The organism is Halomicrobium sp. IBSBa (genome assembly GCF_017612575.1).
In the GTDB taxonomy this organism is placed as follows: Archaea; Halobacteriota; Halobacteria; order Halobacteriales; family Haloarculaceae; genus Halomicrobium.
Genome location: NZ_JADPQC010000005.1, coordinates 131,304 through 151,974, shown reverse-complemented (window position 1 = coordinate 151,974; position 20,671 = coordinate 131,304). Strand labels below are relative to the sequence as shown.

The following is a 20,671-nucleotide window of genomic DNA, read 5'->3' as shown; positions in this document are numbered from 1 at the left end:
GGGCAAAAGTCCTTCCGGACGGGTCAGGGTCGCTCGACGGTGGTCCGCCCGTCGGCGACGGTCAACTGGACGCCCGCCCCGCGCAGCCAGTCGGCACCCGCTCGCTCGCCGTGGAGCAGGACCTCCGCGAGGTCGGCCGGCTCGTCGACGTCGGTGCTCAGGCGATAGGAGTCGACCTCGGTCACCGTCGCACCAACGTTGCGAGCGATCCGGCGGTGGTCGCGGATCGACGCGTCGTGGTAGTCGACCCGGAAGTCGGGGTGGCGTGCGACGAACGCGTTCGTCCCGCCGCCACGGCCCGGAGCGAGGACCACGTCGCCCTCGGCCGCCAAGAGCCGGTCGAGCGCGTCCGGGGTCGCCAGCGCGAGGTCAGCCATCACGACCGCGACGGGCTCGTCACTCGCCGCGAGCAGATCGTTGATCGCCGCATCGAGCGAGCGGTCGTCGACGGTCACCGGCCGGTCGAGGTCGATCGCTTCGGTCGCGAGGATCGTGGGGTCGACGCCGACCGTATCGAGCGCGTCGAGCACGTCCGCGAGCATCACACGGGCGAACGCGCGACGCTCGTCGGCGTCCAGAACTGGCGCGAGTCGCGTCTTGGGCTCGGTCGCAGAAAACGGGACGACGACGCGCATCTACAGCTTCGAGAAGTCGTCGCCCTGCTGGGACTGCCAGTAGTAGATGCCCCCGCCTAGCAGGAGCAAGACGGCGAGCACGCCGGCACCCATGAGGATCATCTGGGTCGTCTGCTGGGACTGGCGGGCGGAGTCGGCCGCGTTCTGGGACTGTGCTGCAAGCTCCTGTGCGTTCTCGAAGTTCTCGTTCTCGTACGACGAGATCGCACTGTCGAGCAGGTCCTCGGCTTCCTGGTGGCCACCTGCGGCGTCGATGGCACTCTGGGCGTCGTCGATGGCCTCGCGAGCGGCCTGGCTCTCGCTCGTGTAGTGGTGGGCGGAGTCGTTGACCAGCTCGTCGGTGTTGCTGCCGGTCCGCTGGTCGAGCGCGGCGACGGTGAACGTCTGTTCGGGGTCGTAGCTGTAGTTTGCGACCGCCGGTGCCTCACCGACCAGTTCGATCTGGATCTGGTCGCCGTTGTTGTCGACGCTCAGATCCTGTTCGAACGACTGTTCGCCGTATGTCGTCTCCCCGTCCTCGACCGGCGTGCCGGCCCTGAGGACGGTGACGGTCCAGCGGACGTTCTGGAGTTCGGTGTCCGCGATGAGCGTCCAGTCGTTGGCCGTGTCGGTGAAGGGATCGTCGATCGTGTACGTCATCGACACCTCCTCCCCGACCTGTGCCTCGCTTGGCACCCCATCCGAAGAGAGAGTCAGAGCAGCGGCTGTCCCCGTCGCGGTCACCAGCAGCGCGACGCAAAGCAGCGCAGTCGCAGTCTTAGAACAGCGGGTCAAGTTCATCATCGTCGTCTTCGACCAACTGCTCTAAGTTATCTTCGCTCTCCTGGCGGATGTCGTCGATGTTGTCCTGTGCCTCGATTGCCACCTGCTGGAGCTCCTTGATGCGGGGCACGTTGTGGACGCCCGACAGGAGCACCGCGGCGGCGACGCGGGGCTCGTTTGTCGGGTAGTCTCCGCCGCGGACTTCCATGCTGCCGGTCTGCTCCTCGAGCCACTTGCGCCCGCGCTCGATGCCTTTTCGGTTGAGGTGGGCAGAGGGACCGGCCATCACGAGCAGCGCACGCTCGGCACCGTCGATCTCGCAGGGCAGTGTCAGCCGACCGAGCGCCGCCTTCCGGACGAGCGAGGTGATTCGGTTGGTGGTGTTGGCGGTGTCCATGTCGTTGCTGTCGTCGCTGCTACTGGAGAACCGCGACAGCAGGCCGCCACCGCTGTTTGACGACATCTCCACGTCCTCGGAGGCGTACCCGACCGTCGAGACGCCACCGCCCGAAAGCGTGTTGATGATCTCCGAGGAGTCGACGACGCTCTCTGCGACGTTGTCGCCGTCGCCGATCTCGCCCGCGCCGAAGAGGACGCCGAAGCGCCTGACGATCTCTTCGTTGATGTGGTCGTAGCCACCCTCGACGGACTCGCCGGTCTTGCGCCAGGCGTCGTTGTCGAAGACGAGCAGGTTGTCCACCTCACGGACGAACGTCTGGAACGAGCGGGCGGCGTTGAGGGTGTAGATGCCACCCTCGTCGCTGCCCGGCAACACGCCGAGCCCGTAGACGGGCTCGGTGTAGATGCGCTTGAGGTGTTTCGCGATGACCGGCGAACCGCCCGAGCCGGTGCCACCGCCGAGTCCAGAGACGACGAGGAAACCGTCGATCTCGTGGACCGGGATGCTGTCGATCGCGCCCTGGATCTCGTCGATGTCCTCCTCGGCGATCTCCGCGCCGAGTTCGTTGTCGGCACCGACGCCGTGTCCCTTGACGCGCGCCTGTCCGATCAGGACTCGATTCTCCTGTGGTATGTTCTCGAGGCCGAGCAGGTCCGCTTTCGCCGTGTTCACCGCGACCGCCGAACGGACGATGCCAGAGTTGGTCCGTTCGTCGTATTCGAGGAACTTGTCGACGATTTTACCGCCGGCCTGCCCGAAGCCGATCATCGCGAGTTTCATTGCTTGGTGAGACTCCGCTTGAAGAGGGAAAGTAGGAAAGCAGGCATAAGCCTTTTGCCAGGATATCGAATACGATATGGTTGTTATATTGATATTTGGCCCGACACCACGCGACGGCGACTGGCCGAACCACTGGTGGGAACCTCACTCTCCGGACAGGAGTTCGTCGACGGCCGCCTCTATGGCCGCCCGGACGGCCCGCTCGGGCTGGGTGGCGTCGATGCGGACGAACCGGTCGGGCTCGGCCGCGATCAGGCGCTCGTAGTTCTCGCGGACGTCCGCGAGGTAGTCGGCGGTCTCGAACTTGTTGGTCGCGCCGCTGCGCTCGGCGGCGGTCTCGGCGTCCACGTCGAGGTAGATCGTCGCGTCCGGCGGTCGGGTCCAGGGCGCGTGTACGTCCCTGACGTACCCGAGCGCGTCGTCGAGGCGGTCGCTCAGGGTCGCCCCCTGGTAAGCGTAGCGCGAATCGGAGTACCGATCCGAGACGACGAGCCGTCCGGCGTCGAGGGCCGGCTCGACCGTGTTCGCGAGGTGGTCGGCGTGGTCGGCCGTATAGAGGAACAGCTCCGCCAGCGAATCCGCCTCGTCGTCGTCGATCGATCGCTGGACGGCCTCGCCGTACCACGATTCCGTCGGCTCGCGCGTGAAGACGGCGTCGTCGGGCACGGCGGCGTGGTGCTGGAGCGTCTCCCACGCGGTCGTCTTTCCGCTGCCGTCCAGTCCTTCGAGCGTGAGCAGCATACCCGAGCCGTCGCCGCGGCCGTACGTAAACGCCCCGACTGGTCGGAGCCCCGGCAGCTCCACCGAGATCACTCGACAGGCTGTCAGGACACTGGCGGCGCGTCCTAACTGGGTGCGCACTAGCTTTACATCAGTCCCCGGTCATATATCGGGTATGAACGTACTGCTCGTCGGCGGGAGTGGCTTCATCGGGACGAATCTCTGTACGGCGCTGGTGGATCGCGGCCACGACGTGACGGTGCTGGCACGCTCGCCCGACGCCGCCGATCTGCCCGCCGAGGCGACGGCCGTCGCGGGCGACGTGACCGACTACGACAGCATCGAGGGCGCGTTCGAGGGCCAGGACGCCGCGATCAACCTCGTGGCGCTGTCGCCCCTGTTCAAGCCCAAGGGCGGCAACGAGATGCACGACCGCGTCCACCGCGGTGGGACGGAGCACTGCGTGCGCGCAGCCGAGGAACACGGCGTCGAGCGATTCGTCCAGATGAGCGCGCTCGGGGCCGACGCCGACGGTGCGACCCACTACATCCGTTCGAAGGGCCGAGCCGAAGCGATCGTCCGCGACTCGTCGCTGGACTGGGTGATCGTCCGTCCCTCCGTCGTGTTCGGTGACGGCGGCGAGTTCGTCCCGTTCACCAAGCGGCTCAAGGGGATGTTCGCGCCCGGCGTCCCGATCTACCCGCTGCCCGGCGGCGGCGAGCAGACGCGGTTCCAGCCCATCTGGGTCGGCGACCTCGTGCCGATGCTGGCCGACGCGCTCACCGAGGCCGAACACGTCGGCGAGGTCTACGAACTCGGTGGCCCCGAGGTCCTGTCGCTGCGAGCGGTAACAGAACAGGTCTACGAGGCCGCGGACGGCTCGGTCACCATCGTCCCGCTCCCGATGGCACTGGCCGGGATCGGGCTGAAGACGCTCGGCTTCGTCCCCGGCTTCCCCATGGGCGGCGATCAGTACCGGTCACTGAACTTCGACAACACGACCGACGACAACGACGTCGGGCGGTTCGGCGTCGAAGAGAGCGAGCTGACGACGCTCGGCGAGTACCTCGGCATCGCCGCCAGCGTCGCGAACTGAGCGGCGGCGTCTCCTCGACCGGACGACGTGATCGGGCCGACGGGCGAGCGAACGCCGCGGGCCCAGAACACTACTGTTGCATCGTCTCCGGGAGCTCTACCTCGTCGGGGGCCGGCATCCACACGTAGTCGAACGTGAGTCCCAGCGCCAGCGGGAGGAAGATCGTCGCCAACACCACGAGTGTGCGACTGCCGAGATTTCCGCCGAGCTTGAACACGCCCGACAGTACCAGCAAGAGGACGAACAGCACGACCGGGCACAACAGCAGCGAGTAGATGACACTCCCCCAGCGCGTGTCGAGTCGCACGCGGAAGAACCGAGTCATCAACGCCGTGACGGCGCTGTTGACCAGCACGATCACCAGCAGTCCGACGAGATCGATGACGGCGACCATGGTCGGGCTAGGGAGTCGAGACGCTTTGCAGTATCGGGACGAGTCGGACGGCGTCGGACGATAGACCGGTGAGGGCTACCTGCTGGCGACGCCTCCCGGTACACGTCGCCACCGCTCGGTCTCACTCCATGCAGATGTAGGTCCGCGTGTCGACGACGCCGTCGAGGTCCCGGATCCGCGTCGCGACGGTGTGCATCACGTCGTACACTTCCTCGCCGGCCGCTTCGGCGATGATGTCGTAGTTGCCGGCGACGATGTGGGCCTCGCCGACGCCGTCGTGACCGCGGATCTCCGACAGCAGTCCCTGGGACTTGCCGGCCGAACTCTTGATCATGATGAATGCACTGACCATGTGTACTGTGTGAACTCATGACATGAAAAGCTTCAGGTCGGTCGCGTGGTTCGCGAGACGCCGACGGCGAGGACAGTGACGGCCGGCTCATACTGCCGGCTGTCACTTCGTGAATATCTTCGCCACCCAGGGTGGCGAAATCGGTCACAGATGTACAGCCGGTAGTATCACTCCCCGGAGAGCGGTGTCACTCTGGCGGCCGTCGCTTTGAACGTCGCCACGACGGGATCGCCCGGTTCGAGGTCGAGACGTGCCCGACTCGCCGACGTGACCAGTACCGGGATGGGCGTCGCGGCTCCGACGTCGACGGTGATCGTCGCGACGCCGTCGCGCTCGTCGACGGCCGTCACCGTTCCGCGCAGTCGGTTGCGGGCACTCGTCCGGGTGGCCGAGGGACCGGCGTCTGGCTCCTGGAGCGTCACGGCGTCGGCGGTCAGCGTCACCGTCACGTCGTCGCCGGTGTCGACCGACGATTCTCGGTCCCCGACGACGATCGCGTGCAACTCGCCGGCCGGGCTCTCGGCGGTCACCAGCCGTCCCGCTCGCTCGCGAACGGTGCCCGAGAGCGCGATCACGTCCGCGGCGGCCGTACCCGAGACCACGGTGTGGACGCGGGCGAACTGCGTCAACAGTTCGCGGCCCCGGTCGGTGAGGACGCTCCCACCGCCGCCCTCTCCCCCGCGTTCGCGCTCGACGAGCGAGCCAAGCGTCTCTTCCAGAGCGGTCAGGCGCTTGTGTGCCCGAGAGTACGAGCGGCCCAGCGCAGTGGCGGCCGCGTTCAGCGATCCCTCGCTGTCGACGGCCCGCAACAGCGCCGCGTCCGACGCGTCGACGGTCACCCCATCGGCAGTCAGCGAGACGGCCACGTCCGTGTCCATACCCACGCCGACGGACGGAGCGAGCAAAACCGTTATGTTGTACTCAGCATAACCCCGTTATGTTGGGCGTGATACAACGATGGACAACACCAGGGCTGCGGTCTCCCGTCGAGGGTTCCTGTCCGCGATCGGGGCCGTCGGCGTGGGGACACTCGGGGGGTGTACCGGCGTCACGGGAACGGGAAGCGGCGCAGTCAGCCTGCTGTGTGCCGGCAGTCTCGCCCGCACCTTCGAGCGACACGTCGGCCCGGCATTCAGAGAGCAGACGGGGCGGGCGATCCACGGCGAGTACCACGGGTCGAACGCCGTGATGCGGATGGTCAAAGAGGGCGTCAAGCGGCCCGACGCCGTCGTCAGCGCCGACGCGACGCTCCTCCGGGACCGACTGTACGGGGTGGCCACGGACTGGGACGTGACTTTCGCGGCGAACAGCCTGGGGCTGTGCTACAACGAGGCGACGGAGCCGGGCGAACAGCTGGCGGCCGGCACCCCGTGGTACGAGGTCGTCGGCGACGCCGACGACGGTGCCATCGCAATCGGCGACCCGGAGCTGGATCCGCTGGGCTATCGCGCGCTCCAGGCGTTCGAACTCGCACAGCGGGCACACGACCTCGACGGCTTTCGCGATCGGGTGGTCCCGCGGCTGTACACCGAGCCCGACGAGCCACAGCTGCTCGCGGGCGTCGAGACCGGGTCTCGTGCTGGCGCAGTCGTCTACGAGAACATGGCCGCCGACCGCGGGCTGCCCTTCGTGGCGTTTCCGGACCGCTACAACTTCTCGAACCCGGCCCTGGCAGACCACTACGCGACGGTCTCGTACACGACCGACGACGGCTACACCGCGACGGGACGGCCGATCCTCTACAGTGCGACCGTCTGTGACGACGCCGACGATCCGGCCGGCGGGCGGGCACTCGTCCGGTTCCTCTGTGCGAATCCGTCCGTGCTGAGGGCTGCCGGCCTGCGCGTGAGCGAGCAACTGCCGGGCGAACACGGCTCGGTCCCCTCGGAGGTGACAGTGTGAGAGCGTTCGACCGAGGACACCTTCGGACGCCGAGCCGGCTCGTGCCGGCGCTGCTGGGCGGTGTCCTCCTCGTCCACTTGGTCGTCCCGTTCGTGGCCTTCCTCTCGCGGACTGGCACGTCGAACGTCGTCGCCGGACTGTCGGCCCCGCCAGCGCAGCGCGCGATCCGGAACTCGCTGTTGACGGCCCCCGTCGCCACCCTGGTTTCGACGCTGTTCGGCGTCCCGCTGGCGTACGCGCTCGCTCGAACGTCCGTCCGCGGGAAGCGCCTGGTCGAGGGGATCGTCGTCCTGCCACTGGTCGTGCCGCCGGTGGTCGGCGGCGCAATGCTCCTGACGGCGGTCGGGCGCTTCACGCCGCTCGGCCGTGCGGCGCTGGCGGCGGGCCTCCCGCTGACCGACAGTCTCGCGGGCGTGATCCTCGCCCAGACGTTCGTCGCCGGCCCGTTCGTCGTCGTCACGGCGCGGGCCGGCTTCGGTGCCGTCGACGAGCGACTGGAACAGGCGTCTCGCTCGCTCGGGTACGGACCGCTGGCGACGTTCTGGAACGTCTCGCTCCCGCTGGCACGGGGCGCGATCGTCGCGGGCGTCGTCCTCACGTTCGCGCGAGCGGTCGGGGAGTTCGGTGCTACGATGATGGTCGCGTACAACCCCCGGACGATCCCCACCCGGATCTGGGTCGAGTTCATCGCCGGAGGGATCGACGCGATCGTCCCGCTCGCGCTGGCGTTGCTCGCCATCACGGTCGTCGTCGTCACCACGGTCCAGCGGCTCGGACACGTGCCGACGGTGGTCGACGGATGACCCTCGAAGTCAGCGGCCTCACGCACCGCTACGGCTCGAAGACGGCCGTCGAAGACGTGTCGTTCTCGCTGGCAGACGGGGAGATCGTCGGGCTGCTCGGGCCGAGTGGCTGTGGCAAGACGACGATCGTCCAGGCGATCGCCGGCCACCTCAGCCCGACCGCGGGCCGGATCTGGCTGCGCGGCGAGGACGTGACCCGGCAGCCGCCCGAACGCCGACGGGTGAGTGTCGTCTTCCAGGAATCGACGCTGTACCCCCACATGACCGTCGGCGAGAACGTGGCCTACGGGCTCGAAGCACGCGAGATCGAACGCTCGCGGATCGACGAACTCGTCGAGACCCACCTCGAACTGGTCTCGCTCGCCTCGCGGCGCGACGCCTCCCCCGCCGAACTGAGCGGCGGCCAGAAGCGCCGTGTGGAGTTGGCACGGGCGCTGGCACCGGAGCCGGACGTACTGCTGCTCGACGAGCCGCTGTCGGCACTGGACCGCAGCCTCCGCGAGGAGCTGCGGCGGGCGATCGGTCGCATCCAGCGAGAGACCGGCGTCACGACGCTGTTTGTCACCCACGATCAGGCGGACGCGATGGCGCTCGCGGATCGACTCGTCGTGATGAACGAGGGCGCGATCGCGGGAGTCGACACGCCGCGGGCGCTGTACGAGTCGCCCCCCACGCCCTTCGTCGCGTCGTTTCTCGGACGGTCGAACACCGTCGAGGCGACCGTCGTCGAACCGGAGCCGCTCGTACTCGCGGTCGGCGAGCAGACGCTGACACTGCCGGAGGCCCGGAGCGACAGACCGGCGGGGGCCTCGGTGTCGTGTCACGTCCGCCCAGGGGAGCTGACGCTGGCTAGCTCCGACAGCGCCGGTACGACACCGACGTTGAGCGGGGCGGTGAGCCACGTCACGGACCGGGGGTCACGCTACGACGTGTCGGTCACCCTCCCGACCGACGAGACGGTCGTCGTCGAGCGCCAGTCCGAGCCGCCGGCAGTGGGGACGACGGTGACAGTTCGGGTGCCGGCGGCGAAGCTGACGCGCTTCGGAGCCGACACGGCAAGAGAGTGACCAGCCGAGAAATTCGCGGTCGCGCTCGCGCGGACCGATGTCGTCGCAAGCAGTGAGTCGCCACCGGGGAGCCGCTCACTGCTGGCGACGACCGTCCGTGTCACGCACCGCCGGAACGAGCGCGCATCGCCGACCAGACGGCGACGGAACCGAGCAGAAACGCCGGGAGCAGTGGGAGAACCAGGTAGGCGTCACGCAACGTCAGCCCGAGCGACTGGACGAACGACTGTGCGGCCGGGAGGAGGAGGAGCGCGCCGGGAGCGACGATGAAGGCGAAGATCACGGTGGCGACCAGCGTCCACCCTCGCCAGTCGAACTCGCGTTCGCCGTCGCCGCTCGTCGGCGGTTCGCCGCTGGGTCGATGGACGTAGCCCGCGTCGTCGTCGCTACTCATCGGCTCCTCCCTCGTACTCGCTGTCCGGAACGACGACGACCTTGCCGAACCCCTCGCGGTCCTCCAGCAGTTCGTGGCCACGTGCGGTCTCGCTCATCGGGAGGACCGCCCGGATCAGCACCTCGAAGGTCCCGTCCCAGACCAGTTCGAGCACGTCGTCGAGCTCGCCGGGACCGGCCATCGTCGAGCCGTGGACGGAGAGCTGGTTGCCGAAGATCCGGTTGACGTTCGTCTCCGGCGTCGGGCCGGTCGTCGCCCCGCAGGTCAACAGTCGGCCGCCGTTCGCGAGACTGCGCAGCGACTGTCTCCAGGTGGCCGCGCCGACGTGATCGACGACCACGTCGACGCCGCGCTGGCCGGTCTCCGCGCGGACGACGTCGGCGAAGTCTTCGGCCTCGTAGTCGATCGCGAGATCCGCACCCAGCCGACGAGCGGTCGCACGCTTCTCGTCGCTGCTGGCCGTCGCGATCACGTCACAGCCGGCGTGGTCGGCGATCTGGACCGCCGCGTGGCCGACGCCGCCGCTCGCTCCCAGAACGAGGACGGTCTCTCCGGCGTCGATCTCGCCGCGAGTGTGGAGCATGCGCCAGGCGGTCCCGAAGACCAGCGGCGCGGCCCCCGCGGTCGTCCAGTCGACGCCCTCCGGAACGGGGACGAGCGCGTCGGCCGGGACCGCGGTCCGCTCGGCGTGGACGCCCGGACAGTGTTCGCCGAGGATCTCGTAGTTCACACACAGCGTCGGCTCACCGTCGCGACAGAACTCGCAGGTCCCACAGTTGCGTCCGGCGGTGACGGCGACGCGATCGCCGGGGCCGAACCGCTCGACCGCGTCTCCGACGGCCACGACGACGCCCGCGGCATCGCTCCCGGGGACGTGGGGAAAGTCGAGGTCGATCCCCGGAAGTCCCCGGCGTGTCCACACGTCGAGGTGGTTCAGTGCTCCGGCTCGCACGTCGAGGAGAACGTCGTCGGGGTCGAGTGTGGGCTCGGGAGACGGCCCGTACTCGACGACCTCGCGGTCGCCGTGGGCGGCGAACTGGACGGCATCCATGGCTGGTGGTCAGGCCACCATCGTCTAAACCCTAGGGGTTCGGGACCGCCGGGCCGATCGCCAGCATACTGACCCGGTGACTCGTCCCGTCGGCGTGCGCTTCCCGTGTGGCAACTGCGTCGGATCGGCTCTCGTAGACCCCCTCCTCGCTGCACTCGTGGCAGACGACGTGAAACGCTTTCTCCATACGTTCAGCCCACATACATGTCACTTAATCATTTTGATTTGGTAATACAAGGCACGCGTCGAAGTGACCCGGCGAAGGCCGCGAGCTATTTATCCGCGGCACTGCGAAGCCGGACCATGGTCGACTTCCAGTCACGGAACCGCCGGACGCGGGACGACGAGCGAGGTGAATCTGAGACGGACTCGGAGTCCGACGAGCCGACGGACGACGAGTCGGAATCGTCCGCGCCGGACGAGCCCGAGACGACGGCGGAGGCCGACGAATCCGATCGGGGACCGGTGGCCGGCGTCGCCGTCGTCACCGTCGCCGACGACCGGAGCGTCGAGGACGATCCCGTCGGTGACGCCGTCATCGACGCGCTGGGTCCCCACGAGCTGGTGACCCGCGAGCTGCTCGGTCGCGACCACGACGGCGTCCAGGGCGCGGTCGACGCGCTCGTCAACCGCGGGGACGTCGACGGCGTCGTCACCGTCGGCGGGACCGGCATCGACACGCGGGATATCACGGTCGAGGCCGTCCATCCGCTGTTCGAGAAGGCACTCCCGGGGTTCGGCGAACTGTTCCGACGACGGTTCTACGAGGCAGTCGGGACCGACGTGATCGCCACTCGGGCGGCGGCCGGCATCGCCGACGGGACGCCGGTGTTTTGCCTCCCCGGTTCCGTCGAGGGAGCCCGTCTCGGCACCGAGGAAATCGTCGTCGAGCAGATCGGTCGACTCTCCGACCGGATCGGCGAGGGGCCGTAGGCCAAACCCATTTGCGGCCACGCGGCCAACGCGACGGTATGGTCACTCGGCTCGCGGACGGCGTCTGGTGGTTCGACTTCCGGGGCGTCAACGCCTACCTGATCGACGAAGCGGTCGCGGGCGACGGCGCTGGCTCCGGCGTGACGCTGGTCGACGCGGGGCTGCCCTGGCACGGCAGCCGACTCGTCGAGGGGCTCGCCGAGGCCGGCTACGAACTGGCCGACATCGATCGAATCCTGGTCACGCACTACGACGTCGACCACGTCGGCGGACTGGCAGGACTCGACGGTCTCGACGCGCCGATCTACGTCGGCGAGGCCGACGCCGAACTGGTCGCGGGCCGACGGCGGCCGCCCTGGCACAACCACAAAGGACTGTTCCAGCGAGCGATGGCCGGCTTCGTCTCGCCGCCCACCAGCCGGATCGAACCCGTCACCGACGGCGACACCGTCGGGGAGTTCACCGTCTACGCGACGCCGGGACACACGCCCGGCCACGTGGCCTACGTCAGCGAGGCGGCGTCGGTCGGCCTGCTCGGCGACCTGGTACGGGAGTCGGGCGGTTCGCTCCAACCGTCGCCGTGGCTCCTCAGTTACGCCACCGACGAGGTCGCGCGCAGCATCGCGGATCTGGACGGACGAGCGCCCGCCTTCGAGGTACTGGGCGTCGGACACGGCCGTCCGTTCGAGCGTGACGGCCGTGATCGGCTGGCCGAGGTCGCGAACCGGCGCTGATGTTTTTTGTATTCCTACACAATGAGTATATTTGTGAACAGGAGATCCCTGATGAAATCGTCCGCCGTCGCCCTCCCGTCGCTCGCTGGCTGCGCCACACTCGGTGATTCTGACGCCCCAGAGATAGGTTCGACAGTGGAGATCGAGGGAACCGACTGCGACCTCACAGAGACGCCAACAGAAATCTCGGGCGACCGGGCAGAGATAGAGCTGGTGGGCCACGCCGAGGTGCCGGCCGGCTGCTACGTCGTCCAGGACGATGCTCACGTTCCATCGGAGGATGGGAGGTCAGTCCTCGAATTAGATTTCAGCCGAGTGGACAGCGGTCCCCACTGCCTCGAATGCGAGGGCCACGTTACGTATCAGGCGTCGATAGCAGTCGAAGAGAGCGAGATCACAGAGTTACGAGTCCTCCACAACACGCCAGACGACGACACGATCTACGGGACATTCTCGATCGGAGAGTAGTACTCGTTCGTCGAAATTCGGCAGTCTCAGCGACCACAGCACCGTTTAGTGCTCGACGACGGCCGCCCGGCGTACCGGCCCGAAAAATTCCGTTCCGAACCGCGAGCGATTTTTGTCGACTACCCAACAATATTGGTGTGTCACTTTTTACCATAGAGCGTGGACGACGAGACGCGATGGCCGTTCACACGACTCCCCCAGACGGGTGGCACAGAGTCCGTGCGACCCATCGGGACCGCAAGTACTCGTCGGCGACGCCGGTGGTGTACGAACACGACGACTCGGGGCGACGTGTCGAGGTCGTCCCGACGCTCGTGCGTGCTCCAGGTGACGGACAGGAGTGGCAGGTGCGAGAACTGTGCAACGATCGATCACTGGTGCTCGACAGCGCACCGGACCGAGCGGCGGCGGCCGCGATCGCCATGGAGGCGATGCAGGGTCACTAGAGTTCTTCGGCGACGGCCTCGGGGCCGAGCAGTTGCGGATCGACGACCAGATCCGTCTGTCGGCTGGCGAAGTCGGGCAGCGAGCCCTCGGCGTAGACGACAATGCGGACCTCGGGGTTGAGGTCCTTCGCGACGGCGATCGAAGTCGCCTGTTCGAGATCCGTCAGCAGGTACACGTCGGCCTCGTGTACGTCCGCCTCTTCGAGTCCCGGTCGGTTACCGACCGGCGCTTCCGTGATCGTGTGGCCCTCGGCCGCGATCGCGTCGGCGATCGCTGTCTCGTCCGGGCCGGCGACGACGACGTTCATTCGTACTCGATGGTCGCGGGCGGTTTGTGAGTCACGTCGTAGACGACGCGAGCGACGTTCTCGTGAGAGCCGGTGATCCGCGATTGAATGCGCTGGAGGGTCTCCCAGTCGATCTCCTGGGCGCGGGCGGTCATACCGTCGCGCGATTCGACCGAGCGGACGGCGACGACCCAGCCGTGGACGCGGTTGTCGCCCTTGACGCCCGTGGCCTTGCCGATCACCGCTGCGAGTGCCTGCCACGGCTCGTACTCTTCGAGTTCGTCCTCGACGACGTGGTTGGCCTCGCGGGCGACGTCGAGTTTCTCCTCGGTGACCTCGCCGATGATCCGCACCGCGAGGCCGGGCCCGGGGAAGGGCATCCGCTCGGAGACGACCTCCTCCAGGTCGAGCGCGCGGGCGACCTCGCGGACCTCGTCCTTGTAGAGATCACGCATCGGCTCGACGATCCCCTCGAAGTCGACGACCTCGGGGAGGCCGCCGACGTTGTGGTGGGACTTGATCGTCCCCTCGCTCTCGATCCGGTCCGGGTAGATCGTCCCCTGGACGAGGTAGTCGGCCTCGACCTCCTTGGCGACGGTCTCGAACTCCCTGATGAACTGCTCGCCGATGATGTGGCGCTTCTCCTCGGGGTCGGTCTCGCCGCCCAGCGCGTCGAGGAAGCGGTCCGTGGCGTCGACGATCCGCAGCGAGTCCATGTAGTCGAAGGTCTCGCGGATCTCGTCGGTCTCGCCTTTGCGCATCAGCCCCGTGTCGACGTAGACCGGCGTGAGCTGGTCGCCGACAGCCTCGTAGGCCAGCGCGGCGGCCGTCGAGGAGTCGACGCCACCAGACAGCGCGATGACGGCGTTCTTCTCGCCGACGGCGTCGGCGATCTCGTCGACCTTCTCGTCGATGAACGAGTCCACGTCGACCATCAGTGGCTCACCTCCGGATCGGCGGCCGCGGTGTCGTCGTCGAGCACTGCTTCGAGGAGCCCGACGAACGGCGGGCTGGCACGCGTCGGTCGCGAGCGGAACTCGGGGTGGAACTGTGTCCCGATGAAGTACGGGTGATCGGGCAGTTCGAGGATCTCCATACGGTTGTTGGCGCGCCCCGAGAAAGTCATCCCTTCGGACTCGATGCGCTCGATGTACTCGGGGTTGACCTCGTAGCGGTGGCGGTGGCGTTCGGTACAGCTGTCGGCCCCGTACAGCTCGTGGGCCAGCGTCCCCGGTTCGATGTCGGTCTCGTGGGCCCCCAGTCGCATCGTCCCGCCCATGTCCTCGACCTCGTACTGTTCGGGGAGGATGTCGATGACCGGATGTGGCGTCTCCTCGTCCAGCTCTGCGGAGTGTGCGCCCGCCAGTCCGAGGACGTTCCGGGCGAACTCGACGACGGCCATCTGGAAGCCCAGACACAGACCCAGGAACGGCACGTCGTTCTCGCGAGCGTAGCGGATCGCCTCGACCTTGCCCGCGGTCCCGCGAGAGCCGAAGCCACCGGGGACCACGACGGCGTCGGCGTCGTGGAGTCGGTCGACGTGGTGGTCGCTCATCTCCTCGGAGTCGACCCACTCGACGTTCACGTCGACGTTCGCTTCGAGGCCCGCGTGTTTCAGCGCCTCGTGGACGGACATGTAGGCGTCTTCGAGGTCGTACTTGCCGACCAGTGCCACGTCGACCTCGCCGGTCGTCTGCTGGGTGACGAGTTCGCGCCAGCGGTTCTCCCGTTGCTCGGGTGGGAGCGCCTCGTCCGCGATGTCGAGTTGCTCCATCACGTACTGGTCGAGCCCCGCCTCTTCGACCATCAGCGGGACGTGGTAGATGTCAGATACGTCGGGGTTAGAGAACACCGCCTTGGTCGGCACGTCACAGAAGAGCGCGATCTTCTCGCGGGTGTCGATGTCGAGTTTGTCCTCCGATCGGCCGACGAGGATGTCGGGCTGGAGCCCGATCGAGCGCAGTTCCTTCACCGAGTGCTGGGTCGGCTTGGTCTTTTGCTCGCCGTTCATCGAGTAGGGGACGAGCGTGACGTGGGTAAAGAGAATGTCGTCGTCGTCTTCCTCGTGGGCGAACTGGCGCAGGGCTTCGAGGTAGGGCATCCCCTCGATGTCCCCGACCGTGCCCCCGACCTCGATGATACACACGTCGTTGCCCTTCGCGGCCTCTCGGATCCGGCGCTTGATGTCGTCGGTGATGTGGGGGATGATCTGGACCGTCTTACCCAGGTAGTCGCCGGCCCGCTCCTTCTCGATGACGTGCTGGTAGGTCTTGCCGGTCGTGATGTTGTGGTCGAAGGTCATGTCGATGTCGAGGAACCGCTCGTAGTTCCCCAGGTCGAGGTCGACCTCCCCGCCGTCTTTGAGCACGTACACCTCGCCGTGCTGGAAGGGGTTCATCGTCCCGGCGTCGACGTTGAGGTACGGGTCGATCTTGACCGCGGTCACGTCGAAGCCCGCGTTTTTCAGCAGTCGGCCGGTGCTGGCGGCGGTGATTCCCTTGCCCAGCCCGGACATCACGCCTCCCGTTACGAAAATGAACTTCCGACCCAGCTCCGGGTCGTAGTCAGTCTCAGGTTCCGTCGGCATACCGACGGTGGACTCCGTGGCGTCAAAACCATTTCGGGATGGCGAGACCGGCCTGTGGTCGGGCGCGAAGCGGCGAGCGGCGTGGTTAGCGAACCCGAACCACACCCCCAGACGTGAAATCGTCGGGCCGAGCGGCCCCGCGGAAGGGGCCAACGTCGTCCGCGGGAAACCCCGATCACCGCGTCGGGATCACCGCGTCACGAACTGGGCGACCAGCGAACCCACACGCTCGCCCTGCCCCACAAAGTGGTGGTCTGCCGGCAGCGCTTCGACAGCGGCCCCGCGCTCGCGGGCGGCGTCGACGACTGGCCGCCAGTCGGCGGTGTCGTCGCGCTCGCCGTAGCACACCTGAAGCGGGCAGTCGATGTCGCCGACGGCCGGCGGCGTCTCCGTGCCGTCGTCCAGTCGTGCCGGCGGTGCGAGCACCGAGACGGCGGCGGGCTGTGGGTCGGCCTCGGCCGCCGCGAGCAACGCGACGCCAGCGCCGAAACTGTAGCCAAAGAGCGCGACCGAGTCGAACCGCTCGCGGGCCCACTCCAGCGCCGCGAGACAATCACGGCGCTCGCCGCGGCCCTCGTCCCACGGCCCGTAGTCGAAGCGCAGACACGCCACGCCTCGCTCGCCGACCGCGTCGCCGACCGCCTGCAAGCGCCGGTCGCTACGAGAGCCGCCCATCTGTGGGTGGGGCGGACACGCGACGACGACGCGGTCCGCTCCCCGGTCGTCGAGGACGGCCCGCACGTCACGCCCACCTGGAATCGGAATACGTTCCACATTGTACCTCAGGGCAGATGGATGTAAGAATTTTAAGGCGCGGCCCCCGAAGACGGGGTATGGGAATCCTCTCGCGCGCATCGTACGTCATCCGGTCGAAACTGAACGCCGTCCTCAACAGCGCCGAGGACCCGAACGAGACGCTCGACTACTCCTACGAGCAACTGCGGGACGAACTCCAGGACGTGAAGGAAGGGATCGCCGACCTGACCACCCAGAAAAAGCGCCTGGAGATCCAGAAACGCAGACTCGAAGAGAACGTCGAGAACCACAACGAACAGGCCCGGCAGGCGATCGAGCAGGATCGCGAGGATCTGGCCCGGAAGGCCCTCGAAAAGAAAAAGCAGAAGATGAGCCAGATCGAGGAGCTCGACAGCCAGATCCAGCAGCTCCAGAGCCAGCAGGAGGGGCTCGTCGAACAGAAAGACCAGCTCCAGCAGCGCATCGAGCAGTTCAAGACCAAGAAAGAGACGATGAAGGCACGCTACGAGGCCGCCGAGGCCTCCAAGCGAGTCAACGAGGCGATGACGGGAGCCGGCGACGAGATGAAAGACGTGGGACGTGCGATCGAGCGCGCGGAGGAACGCACCGAGAAGATGGAGGCCCGCTCCCAGGCGATGGACGAACTCCAAGACGAGGGCGTCTTCGAGGACGCGCTCAGCGACAAGGACCAGCTCGACCGCGAACTCGAAGATATCCAGTCGAAAGGCGAGGTCGACGCCGAACTCGACACGCTGAAAGCCGAGATGGGCAAAGGCGACGCCGACGAGACGAGCGACGAGAGCGCAGACGCCGAGGTCACGACCGACGACCTCGAAGCCGAGCTGGCAGGGGGCAACGGCGAGGCCGACGTGGAGACGCCCGAGGTCTCCGACAGCGAAGTCGAGAGCGAGCTCGAAGACCTCAAAGAGGACGAACAGTCCTAATACTGCCGGCTGTCACTTCGTGAAGAGCTTCGCCACCCCGGGGTGGCGAAATCGGTCACAGATGTACAGCCGGCAGTATAAGCAGTTTGCGAGCGCCAACGACCGGATCGCCGTCTCGTCTGTCGCCCCGATCGGTGCTATAAGTGCGTGGCCTTCGAACGGGCAGCTATGCCAACTGCCGACAGTGACGTCGGTGCCGGGACGATGCGAGAACGCGCCGACGAGAGCCGCTGGAAACTCTGGCTGTTGCTCGGCGCGGACCGACGCGTGGTGGCGGCGCTCGCGCTCCTGTCGGTCTTCGTCGCGCTCGTGGCACTGAGTCAGGTCTCCGGGACCGACCTGCGGGCGACCATGGACGGTTCGGATCCCGTCGAGACGCTGTTCCAGGGGTTGCTGACGGCGATCATCACCGGCGTCACGCTCGTCGTGACGCTCTCTCAGCTGGTGCTGTCACAGGAACTCGGGGCGCTGGGGGACCAACGGGAACGGATGGACGGTGCCATGTCGTTCCGGCGGTCGGTCGAGTCGGTCATCGACAGCGACGTGACGCCCCCGGATCCGGCGAGCTTTCTCCGGTCGCTCGTCGCGGCGGTCGGTCGCCAGGCCGCGACACTACAGACGGCGGCCGAGGGAAGCGGCGACGAGCAATTGCGTTCGTTCGCCGACGACCTCGTTGCAGACGCCGATGCCGTCGGCGACGACCTCGAAGCGTCCCAGTTCGGTACCTTCGAGGTCGTGTTCGCCGCACTGAACTTCAACTACGCGAGCAAGATCTACGAGGCACGCCGGCTGAGGGCGGCCGACGGGACCGGCGACGACGCGGCCGAAACGCTCGACGACCTCGTCGAGACGCTGACGCTCTTCGGGCCGGCCCGCGAGCACGTCAAGACGCTGTACTTTCAGTGGGAACTGATCGAGCTCTCGCGGGCGATCGCGTACGCCGCCGTCCCGGCGCTGATCGTCTCGGCCGGCATGATCCTCTACGGCGGACAGACGGCCGTCGTGCAGGGAGCCGTCCTCGGCGTCGACAGCGTCGTCTGGCTGGTCAGCGCCGCGACGACGGTCGCGCTGGTCCCGTTCGTCCTCCTGCTGGCCTATATCCTGCGGATCGTCACCGTCGCGAAGCGGACGCTGTCGATCGGCCCGTTCGTCCTCAGAGACACCGTCCACTCCGGAGGCGACGAAAACGGAGACGCGTGACTACACGAGGTACGTGACGGCGGTGCGCTTCTGCTCGACCTCGCGTTCGAGGTGCTGCTTGAAGTCGGCCAGTTGGAGGTCTTTCTCCTCGCGTTCCTTGCGGTCCCGGACGGAGATGGTCCCGGCCGCTTCCTCGTCGTCGCCGATGACCATCATGTATGGCACCTTGTCGTCGTGGGCGACCTGGATCTTCTTGCCGACCGTCCACGAGCGATCCTCGATCTCGACGCGGAAGTCGTCGAGTTCCTCTGCGATCTCCTCGCAGTAGTCGATGTTGTCGTCCGACACGGGGAGGATGCGGACCTGCTCGGGCGCGAGCCACGGCGGGAACTTCCCGTTGTAGTGCTCGATGAGCACCATGAAGAACCGCTCGTAGCTGCCATAGAGCGCGCGGTGGATCATCACCGGGCGGTGGTCCTCGTTGTCCTCACCCGTGTACGTCAGGTCGAACCGGTCGGGCATGTTGAAGTCCAGCTGGACGGTCGGGCCGTCCCAGTGGCGACCCAGCGCGTCCTCGAAGGCGAAGTCGATCTTCGGGCCGTAGAACGCGCCGTCGCCCTCCTCGACGACGTAGTCGATGCCCTCTTGCTCTAACACCGCTTCGAGCTGGGACTCTGCCTTCTCCCAGATCTCGTCGCTGCCGGTGGACTTCTCGGGGCGGGTCGCGAACTGGACGGTGTAGTCGAGCGAGAACGTGTCCAGGATGTCGAGGATGATGTCCATGATCGACAGGACCTCCGCCTCGATCTGGTCGGGTCGGACGAACAGGTGGCCGTCGTCGATCGTGAACGACCACGTCCGCGAGAGTCCCGACAGCTCGCCGCGCTGCTCCTTGCGATAGACCTTCCCGTCCTCGAAGTAGCGGATCGGCAGGTCGCGATAGGACCAGGACTGCTGGTCGAAGATCGTCGCGTGGCCCGGACAGTTCATCGGCTTGAGGCCGTACTCCTCGTCGTTGACGTCCAGCAGGAACATGTCGTCGACGTAGTTGTCGTAGTGGCCCGACTTCTTCCACAGCTCGGTGCGGAAGACGTGGGGCGTCTCGACCTCGTCGTAGCCGGCCTCACGGTTCAGTTCAGCGACGTAGTCGGAAAGCTCGTTGAGGACCGTCTTCCCGTTGGGCTCGTACAGCGGAAGTCCCGGACCCGTCGTCTCGTCGATGGAGAACAGGTCCATCTCCTGGCCGATCTTGCGGTGGTCGCGTTCCTTGGCCTTCTGGCGGCGCTCCATGTACTCGTCGAGTTCCTCTTCGGTCGGGAACGCGGTGCCGTACACCCGCGTGAGGGTGTCGTTGTCCTCGTCGCCGCGCCAGTACGAGGCCGACATCTCCAGCAGCGCGAAGCCGCCGATCTCGCCGGTCGACTCGACGTGGGGGCCCTGACAGAGGTCGTAGAACTCGCCCTGTTCGTAGAAGGAGACGGGGTCCTCGCCCGCTGCTTCGGTCTCCAGAATCTCCTGCTTGTACTCGTTGTCCTCGTAGCGATCGAGCGCCTCTTCGCGGTCGAGCATGACGCGTTCGATGTCGAGGTCCTCTGCGATGATCTCGTGGGCCTCGTCCTCGATGTCGTCGAGGTCGTCCTCGTCGAGGTCGACGCCGGTCACGTCGTAGTAGAAGCCGTCGTCGGTCCACGGTCCCAGTGTCAGCTCCGCCTCCGGGTACAGTCGCTGGAGCGCCTGTGCGAAGACGTGCGCCGCCGAGTGGCGAAGCACGTCGACGTACTCGTCGGCCCCGTCTGTGACGATTTCGAGCGCTGCGTCGTCGGGCAGCGGGGTGTGTTTGTCGACGAGCTCACCGTCGACGACGCCGGCGACCGTGTCCGAGCCGAGACCCGGGCCGATCTCGTAGGCGGCGTCCTCGACGGTGGCCCCGGCCTCGAGTTCGAGGGGGGAGCCATCCGGTAGCGTGACCGTGACCGTGCTCATGGACGGCACAAAACGACACGGTGGGATAAGTGTATTG

General features: G+C 67.0%; 25 protein-coding genes. 10 read left to right on the top strand and 15 right to left on the bottom strand.

Going from position 1 to position 20,671, the window contains the following annotated elements:
* Window positions 1–23: 23 nt before the first annotated feature.
* The 4 genes from cofC to tmk form a co-directional block, all read right to left on the bottom strand.
* Window positions 24–635: a 2-phospho-L-lactate guanylyltransferase gene (gene cofC / locus IL252_RS13420; protein WP_208628400.1), complete on the bottom strand. Its 612-nt coding sequence runs from the start codon at window positions 633–635 to the stop codon at window positions 24–26.
* On the bottom strand, window positions 636–1,415 hold the full coding sequence (locus tag IL252_RS13415; RefSeq protein WP_208628399.1) for a hypothetical protein: 780 nt from the start codon (window positions 1,413–1,415) through the stop codon (window positions 636–638). It abuts the gene before it with no gap.
* Window positions 1,393–2,577, bottom strand: a complete 1,185-nt coding sequence (locus tag IL252_RS13410) for a tubulin/FtsZ family protein (RefSeq protein WP_170093543.1) — start codon at window positions 2,575–2,577, stop codon at window positions 1,393–1,395. The genes IL252_RS13415 and IL252_RS13410 overlap by 23 nt, the downstream gene beginning before the upstream one ends.
* Window positions 2,578–2,721: 144 nt before the next feature.
* On the bottom strand, window positions 2,722–3,318 hold the full coding sequence (gene tmk / locus IL252_RS13405; RefSeq protein ID WP_208628398.1) for a dTMP kinase: 597 nt from the start codon (window positions 3,316–3,318) through the stop codon (window positions 2,722–2,724).
* 154 nt (window positions 3,319–3,472) lie between these two features.
* Here tmk and IL252_RS13400 point away from each other — a divergent pair, with 154 nt between their 5' ends.
* On the top strand, window positions 3,473–4,393 hold the full coding sequence (locus IL252_RS13400; RefSeq protein WP_208628397.1) for a complex I NDUFA9 subunit family protein: 921 nt from the start codon (window positions 3,473–3,475) through the stop codon (window positions 4,391–4,393).
* 70 nt (window positions 4,394–4,463) lie between these two features.
* On the opposite strand, the gene IL252_RS13395 is transcribed toward IL252_RS13400, so the two are convergent.
* From IL252_RS13395 to IL252_RS13385, 3 genes are all read right to left on the bottom strand, one after another.
* A complete protein-coding gene (locus IL252_RS13395) occupies window positions 4,464–4,787 on the bottom strand; it encodes a hypothetical protein (RefSeq protein WP_208628396.1) in 324 nt (107 codons plus the stop codon).
* Between the two features lie 121 nt (window positions 4,788–4,908).
* On the bottom strand, window positions 4,909–5,139 hold the full coding sequence (locus tag IL252_RS13390) for an Lrp/AsnC family transcriptional regulator (RefSeq protein WP_170093539.1): 231 nt from the start codon (window positions 5,137–5,139) through the stop codon (window positions 4,909–4,911).
* Between the two features lie 167 nt (window positions 5,140–5,306).
* Window positions 5,307–6,017 carry a TOBE domain-containing protein gene (locus tag IL252_RS13385; protein ID WP_208628395.1) on the bottom strand — a complete coding sequence of 237 codons (711 nt, stop codon included), beginning with the start codon at window positions 6,015–6,017 and terminating at the stop codon, window positions 5,307–5,309.
* 79 nt (window positions 6,018–6,096) lie between these two features.
* Between IL252_RS13385 and IL252_RS13380 the strand changes: the two genes are divergently transcribed.
* The 3 genes from IL252_RS13380 to IL252_RS13370 are packed head-to-tail and all read left to right on the top strand — an operon-like array spanning window position 6,097 to window position 8,911.
* Window positions 6,097–7,041, top strand: coding sequence for an extracellular solute-binding protein (locus IL252_RS13380; protein ID WP_208628394.1), 945 nt, complete (start codon window positions 6,097–6,099; stop codon window positions 7,039–7,041).
* Window positions 7,038–7,844 carry an ABC transporter permease gene (locus IL252_RS13375; protein WP_208628393.1) on the top strand — a complete coding sequence of 269 codons (807 nt, stop codon included), beginning with the start codon at window positions 7,038–7,040 and terminating at the stop codon, window positions 7,842–7,844. Before IL252_RS13380 ends, IL252_RS13375 begins: the two co-directional genes overlap by 4 nt.
* Entirely contained in the window at window positions 7,841–8,911 is a 1,071-nt protein-coding gene (locus IL252_RS13370) for an ABC transporter ATP-binding protein (RefSeq protein WP_208628392.1), read from the top strand. Before IL252_RS13375 ends, IL252_RS13370 begins: the two co-directional genes overlap by 4 nt.
* A 100-nt stretch (window positions 8,912–9,011) precedes the next feature.
* Here the strand turns inward: IL252_RS13370 and IL252_RS13365 are convergent, their stop codons facing one another.
* Genes IL252_RS13365 through IL252_RS13355 form a run of 3 tightly spaced genes read right to left on the bottom strand, consistent with a single transcriptional unit; the run spans window position 9,012 to window position 10,543 of the window.
* A complete protein-coding gene (locus tag IL252_RS13365) occupies window positions 9,012–9,305 on the bottom strand; it encodes a hypothetical protein (protein ID WP_208628391.1) in 294 nt (97 codons plus the stop codon).
* Window positions 9,298–10,356: a zinc-binding dehydrogenase gene (locus IL252_RS13360; RefSeq protein ID WP_208628390.1), complete on the bottom strand. Its 1,059-nt coding sequence runs from the start codon at window positions 10,354–10,356 to the stop codon at window positions 9,298–9,300. The genes IL252_RS13365 and IL252_RS13360 overlap by 8 nt, the downstream gene beginning before the upstream one ends.
* 31 nt (window positions 10,357–10,387) lie before the next feature.
* The gene (locus IL252_RS13355) at window positions 10,388–10,543 is read right to left on the bottom strand and encodes a hypothetical protein (RefSeq protein ID WP_208628482.1); all 156 of its coding nucleotides are present in this window, start codon (window positions 10,541–10,543) and stop codon (window positions 10,388–10,390) included.
* Between the two features lie 116 nt (window positions 10,544–10,659).
* Between IL252_RS13355 and IL252_RS13350 the strand changes: the two genes are divergently transcribed.
* The 4 genes from IL252_RS13350 to IL252_RS13335 all read left to right on the top strand — a co-directional run bounded on the left by IL252_RS13350 (window position 10,660) and on the right by IL252_RS13335 (window position 12,937).
* A complete protein-coding gene (locus IL252_RS13350) occupies window positions 10,660–11,289 on the top strand; it encodes a molybdenum cofactor biosynthesis protein B (RefSeq protein ID WP_208628389.1) in 630 nt (209 codons plus the stop codon).
* Window positions 11,290–11,327: 38 nt separating this feature from the next.
* The gene (locus tag IL252_RS13345) at window positions 11,328–12,023 is read left to right on the top strand and encodes an MBL fold metallo-hydrolase (protein ID WP_208628388.1); all 696 of its coding nucleotides are present in this window, start codon (window positions 11,328–11,330) and stop codon (window positions 12,021–12,023) included.
* 51 nt (window positions 12,024–12,074) lie between these two features.
* A complete protein-coding gene (locus tag IL252_RS13340) occupies window positions 12,075–12,491 on the top strand; it encodes a hypothetical protein (RefSeq protein WP_208628387.1) in 417 nt (138 codons plus the stop codon).
* 176 nt (window positions 12,492–12,667) lie between these two features.
* The gene (locus IL252_RS13335) at window positions 12,668–12,937 is read left to right on the top strand and encodes a hypothetical protein (protein WP_208628386.1); all 270 of its coding nucleotides are present in this window, start codon (window positions 12,668–12,670) and stop codon (window positions 12,935–12,937) included.
* On the opposite strand, the gene IL252_RS13330 is transcribed toward IL252_RS13335, so the two are convergent.
* The 4 genes from IL252_RS13330 to IL252_RS13315 all read right to left on the bottom strand — a co-directional run bounded on the left by IL252_RS13330 (window position 12,934) and on the right by IL252_RS13315 (window position 16,585).
* Window positions 12,934–13,245: a CTP synthetase gene (locus IL252_RS13330; protein WP_208628385.1), complete on the bottom strand. Its 312-nt coding sequence runs from the start codon at window positions 13,243–13,245 to the stop codon at window positions 12,934–12,936. The two genes, IL252_RS13335 and IL252_RS13330, sit on opposite strands and share 4 nt — an antisense overlap.
* Window positions 13,242–14,159 carry a glutamine-hydrolyzing GMP synthase gene (gene guaA / locus IL252_RS13325; RefSeq protein WP_208628384.1) on the bottom strand — a complete coding sequence of 306 codons (918 nt, stop codon included), beginning with the start codon at window positions 14,157–14,159 and terminating at the stop codon, window positions 13,242–13,244. Before guaA ends, IL252_RS13330 begins: the two co-directional genes overlap by 4 nt.
* Window positions 14,159–15,811 carry a CTP synthase gene (locus IL252_RS13320; protein WP_208628383.1) on the bottom strand — a complete coding sequence of 551 codons (1,653 nt, stop codon included), beginning with the start codon at window positions 15,809–15,811 and terminating at the stop codon, window positions 14,159–14,161. The genes guaA and IL252_RS13320 overlap by 1 nt, the downstream gene beginning before the upstream one ends.
* A gap of 189 nt (window positions 15,812–16,000) precedes the next feature.
* Window positions 16,001–16,585, bottom strand: coding sequence for an alpha/beta hydrolase (locus tag IL252_RS13315; protein WP_208628382.1), 585 nt, complete (start codon window positions 16,583–16,585; stop codon window positions 16,001–16,003).
* A gap of 59 nt (window positions 16,586–16,644) precedes the next feature.
* Between IL252_RS13315 and IL252_RS13310 the strand changes: the two genes are divergently transcribed.
* Both IL252_RS13310 and IL252_RS13305 read left to right on the top strand, forming a co-directional pair.
* Entirely contained in the window at window positions 16,645–17,511 is an 867-nt protein-coding gene (locus IL252_RS13310) for a PspA/IM30 family protein (protein ID WP_208628381.1), read from the top strand.
* Between the two features lie 168 nt (window positions 17,512–17,679).
* A complete protein-coding gene (locus tag IL252_RS13305; protein ID WP_208628380.1) occupies window positions 17,680–18,711 on the top strand; it encodes a hypothetical protein in 1,032 nt (343 codons plus the stop codon).
* Here the strand turns inward: IL252_RS13305 and thrS are convergent, their stop codons facing one another.
* A complete protein-coding gene (gene thrS / locus IL252_RS13300; protein ID WP_208628379.1) occupies window positions 18,712–20,634 on the bottom strand; it encodes a threonine--tRNA ligase in 1,923 nt (640 codons plus the stop codon).
* Window positions 20,635–20,671: the final 37 nt, after the last annotated feature.

Excerpts from the sequence above, each read along its gene's own strand:
- IL252_RS13345 (WP_208628388.1), top strand. The coding sequence starts at position 11,328 with ATGGTCACTCGGCTCGCGGACGGCGTCTGGTGGTTCGACTTCCGGGGC.
- IL252_RS13400 (WP_208628397.1), top strand. The coding sequence starts at position 3,473 with ATGAACGTACTGCTCGTCGGCGGGAGTGGCTTCATCGGGACGAATCTC.
- thrS (WP_208628379.1), bottom strand. The coding sequence starts at position 20,634 with ATGAGCACGGTCACGGTCACGCTACCGGATGGCTCCCCCCTCGAACTC.
- IL252_RS13340 (WP_208628387.1), top strand. The coding sequence starts at position 12,075 with ATGAAATCGTCCGCCGTCGCCCTCCCGTCGCTCGCTGGCTGCGCCACA.
- IL252_RS13415 (WP_208628399.1), bottom strand. The coding sequence starts at position 1,415 with ATGAACTTGACCCGCTGTTCTAAGACTGCGACTGCGCTGCTTTGCGTC.
- IL252_RS13380 (WP_208628394.1), top strand. The coding sequence starts at position 6,097 with ATGGACAACACCAGGGCTGCGGTCTCCCGTCGAGGGTTCCTGTCCGCG.
- tmk (WP_208628398.1), bottom strand. The coding sequence starts at position 3,318 with ATGCTGCTCACGCTCGAAGGACTGGACGGCAGCGGAAAGACGACCGCG.
- IL252_RS13360 (WP_208628390.1), bottom strand. The coding sequence starts at position 10,356 with ATGGATGCCGTCCAGTTCGCCGCCCACGGCGACCGCGAGGTCGTCGAG.
- IL252_RS13410 (WP_170093543.1), bottom strand. The coding sequence starts at position 2,577 with ATGAAACTCGCGATGATCGGCTTCGGGCAGGCCGGCGGTAAAATCGTC.
- IL252_RS13390 (WP_170093539.1), bottom strand. The coding sequence starts at position 5,139 with ATGGTCAGTGCATTCATCATGATCAAGAGTTCGGCCGGCAAGTCCCAG.
- IL252_RS13370 (WP_208628392.1), top strand. The coding sequence starts at position 7,841 with ATGACCCTCGAAGTCAGCGGCCTCACGCACCGCTACGGCTCGAAGACG.
- IL252_RS13350 (WP_208628389.1), top strand. The coding sequence starts at position 10,660 with ATGGTCGACTTCCAGTCACGGAACCGCCGGACGCGGGACGACGAGCGA.
- IL252_RS13335 (WP_208628386.1), top strand. The coding sequence starts at position 12,668 with ATGGCCGTTCACACGACTCCCCCAGACGGGTGGCACAGAGTCCGTGCG.
- IL252_RS13395 (WP_208628396.1), bottom strand. The coding sequence starts at position 4,787 with ATGGTCGCCGTCATCGATCTCGTCGGACTGCTGGTGATCGTGCTGGTC.
- IL252_RS13320 (WP_208628383.1), bottom strand. The coding sequence starts at position 15,811 with ATGCCGACGGAACCTGAGACTGACTACGACCCGGAGCTGGGTCGGAAG.
- IL252_RS13310 (WP_208628381.1), top strand. The coding sequence starts at position 16,645 with ATGGGAATCCTCTCGCGCGCATCGTACGTCATCCGGTCGAAACTGAAC.
- IL252_RS13330 (WP_208628385.1), bottom strand. The coding sequence starts at position 13,245 with ATGAACGTCGTCGTCGCCGGCCCGGACGAGACAGCGATCGCCGACGCG.
- IL252_RS13385 (WP_208628395.1), bottom strand. The coding sequence starts at position 6,017 with ATGGACACGGACGTGGCCGTCTCGCTGACTGCCGATGGGGTGACCGTC.
- guaA (WP_208628384.1), bottom strand. The coding sequence starts at position 14,159 with ATGGTCGACGTGGACTCGTTCATCGACGAGAAGGTCGACGAGATCGCC.
- cofC (WP_208628400.1), bottom strand. The coding sequence starts at position 635 with ATGCGCGTCGTCGTCCCGTTTTCTGCGACCGAGCCCAAGACGCGACTC.
- IL252_RS13365 (WP_208628391.1), bottom strand. The coding sequence starts at position 9,305 with ATGAGTAGCGACGACGACGCGGGCTACGTCCATCGACCCAGCGGCGAA.
- IL252_RS13305 (WP_208628380.1), top strand. The coding sequence starts at position 17,680 with ATGCCAACTGCCGACAGTGACGTCGGTGCCGGGACGATGCGAGAACGC.
- IL252_RS13355 (WP_208628482.1), bottom strand. The coding sequence starts at position 10,543 with ATGGAGAAAGCGTTTCACGTCGTCTGCCACGAGTGCAGCGAGGAGGGG.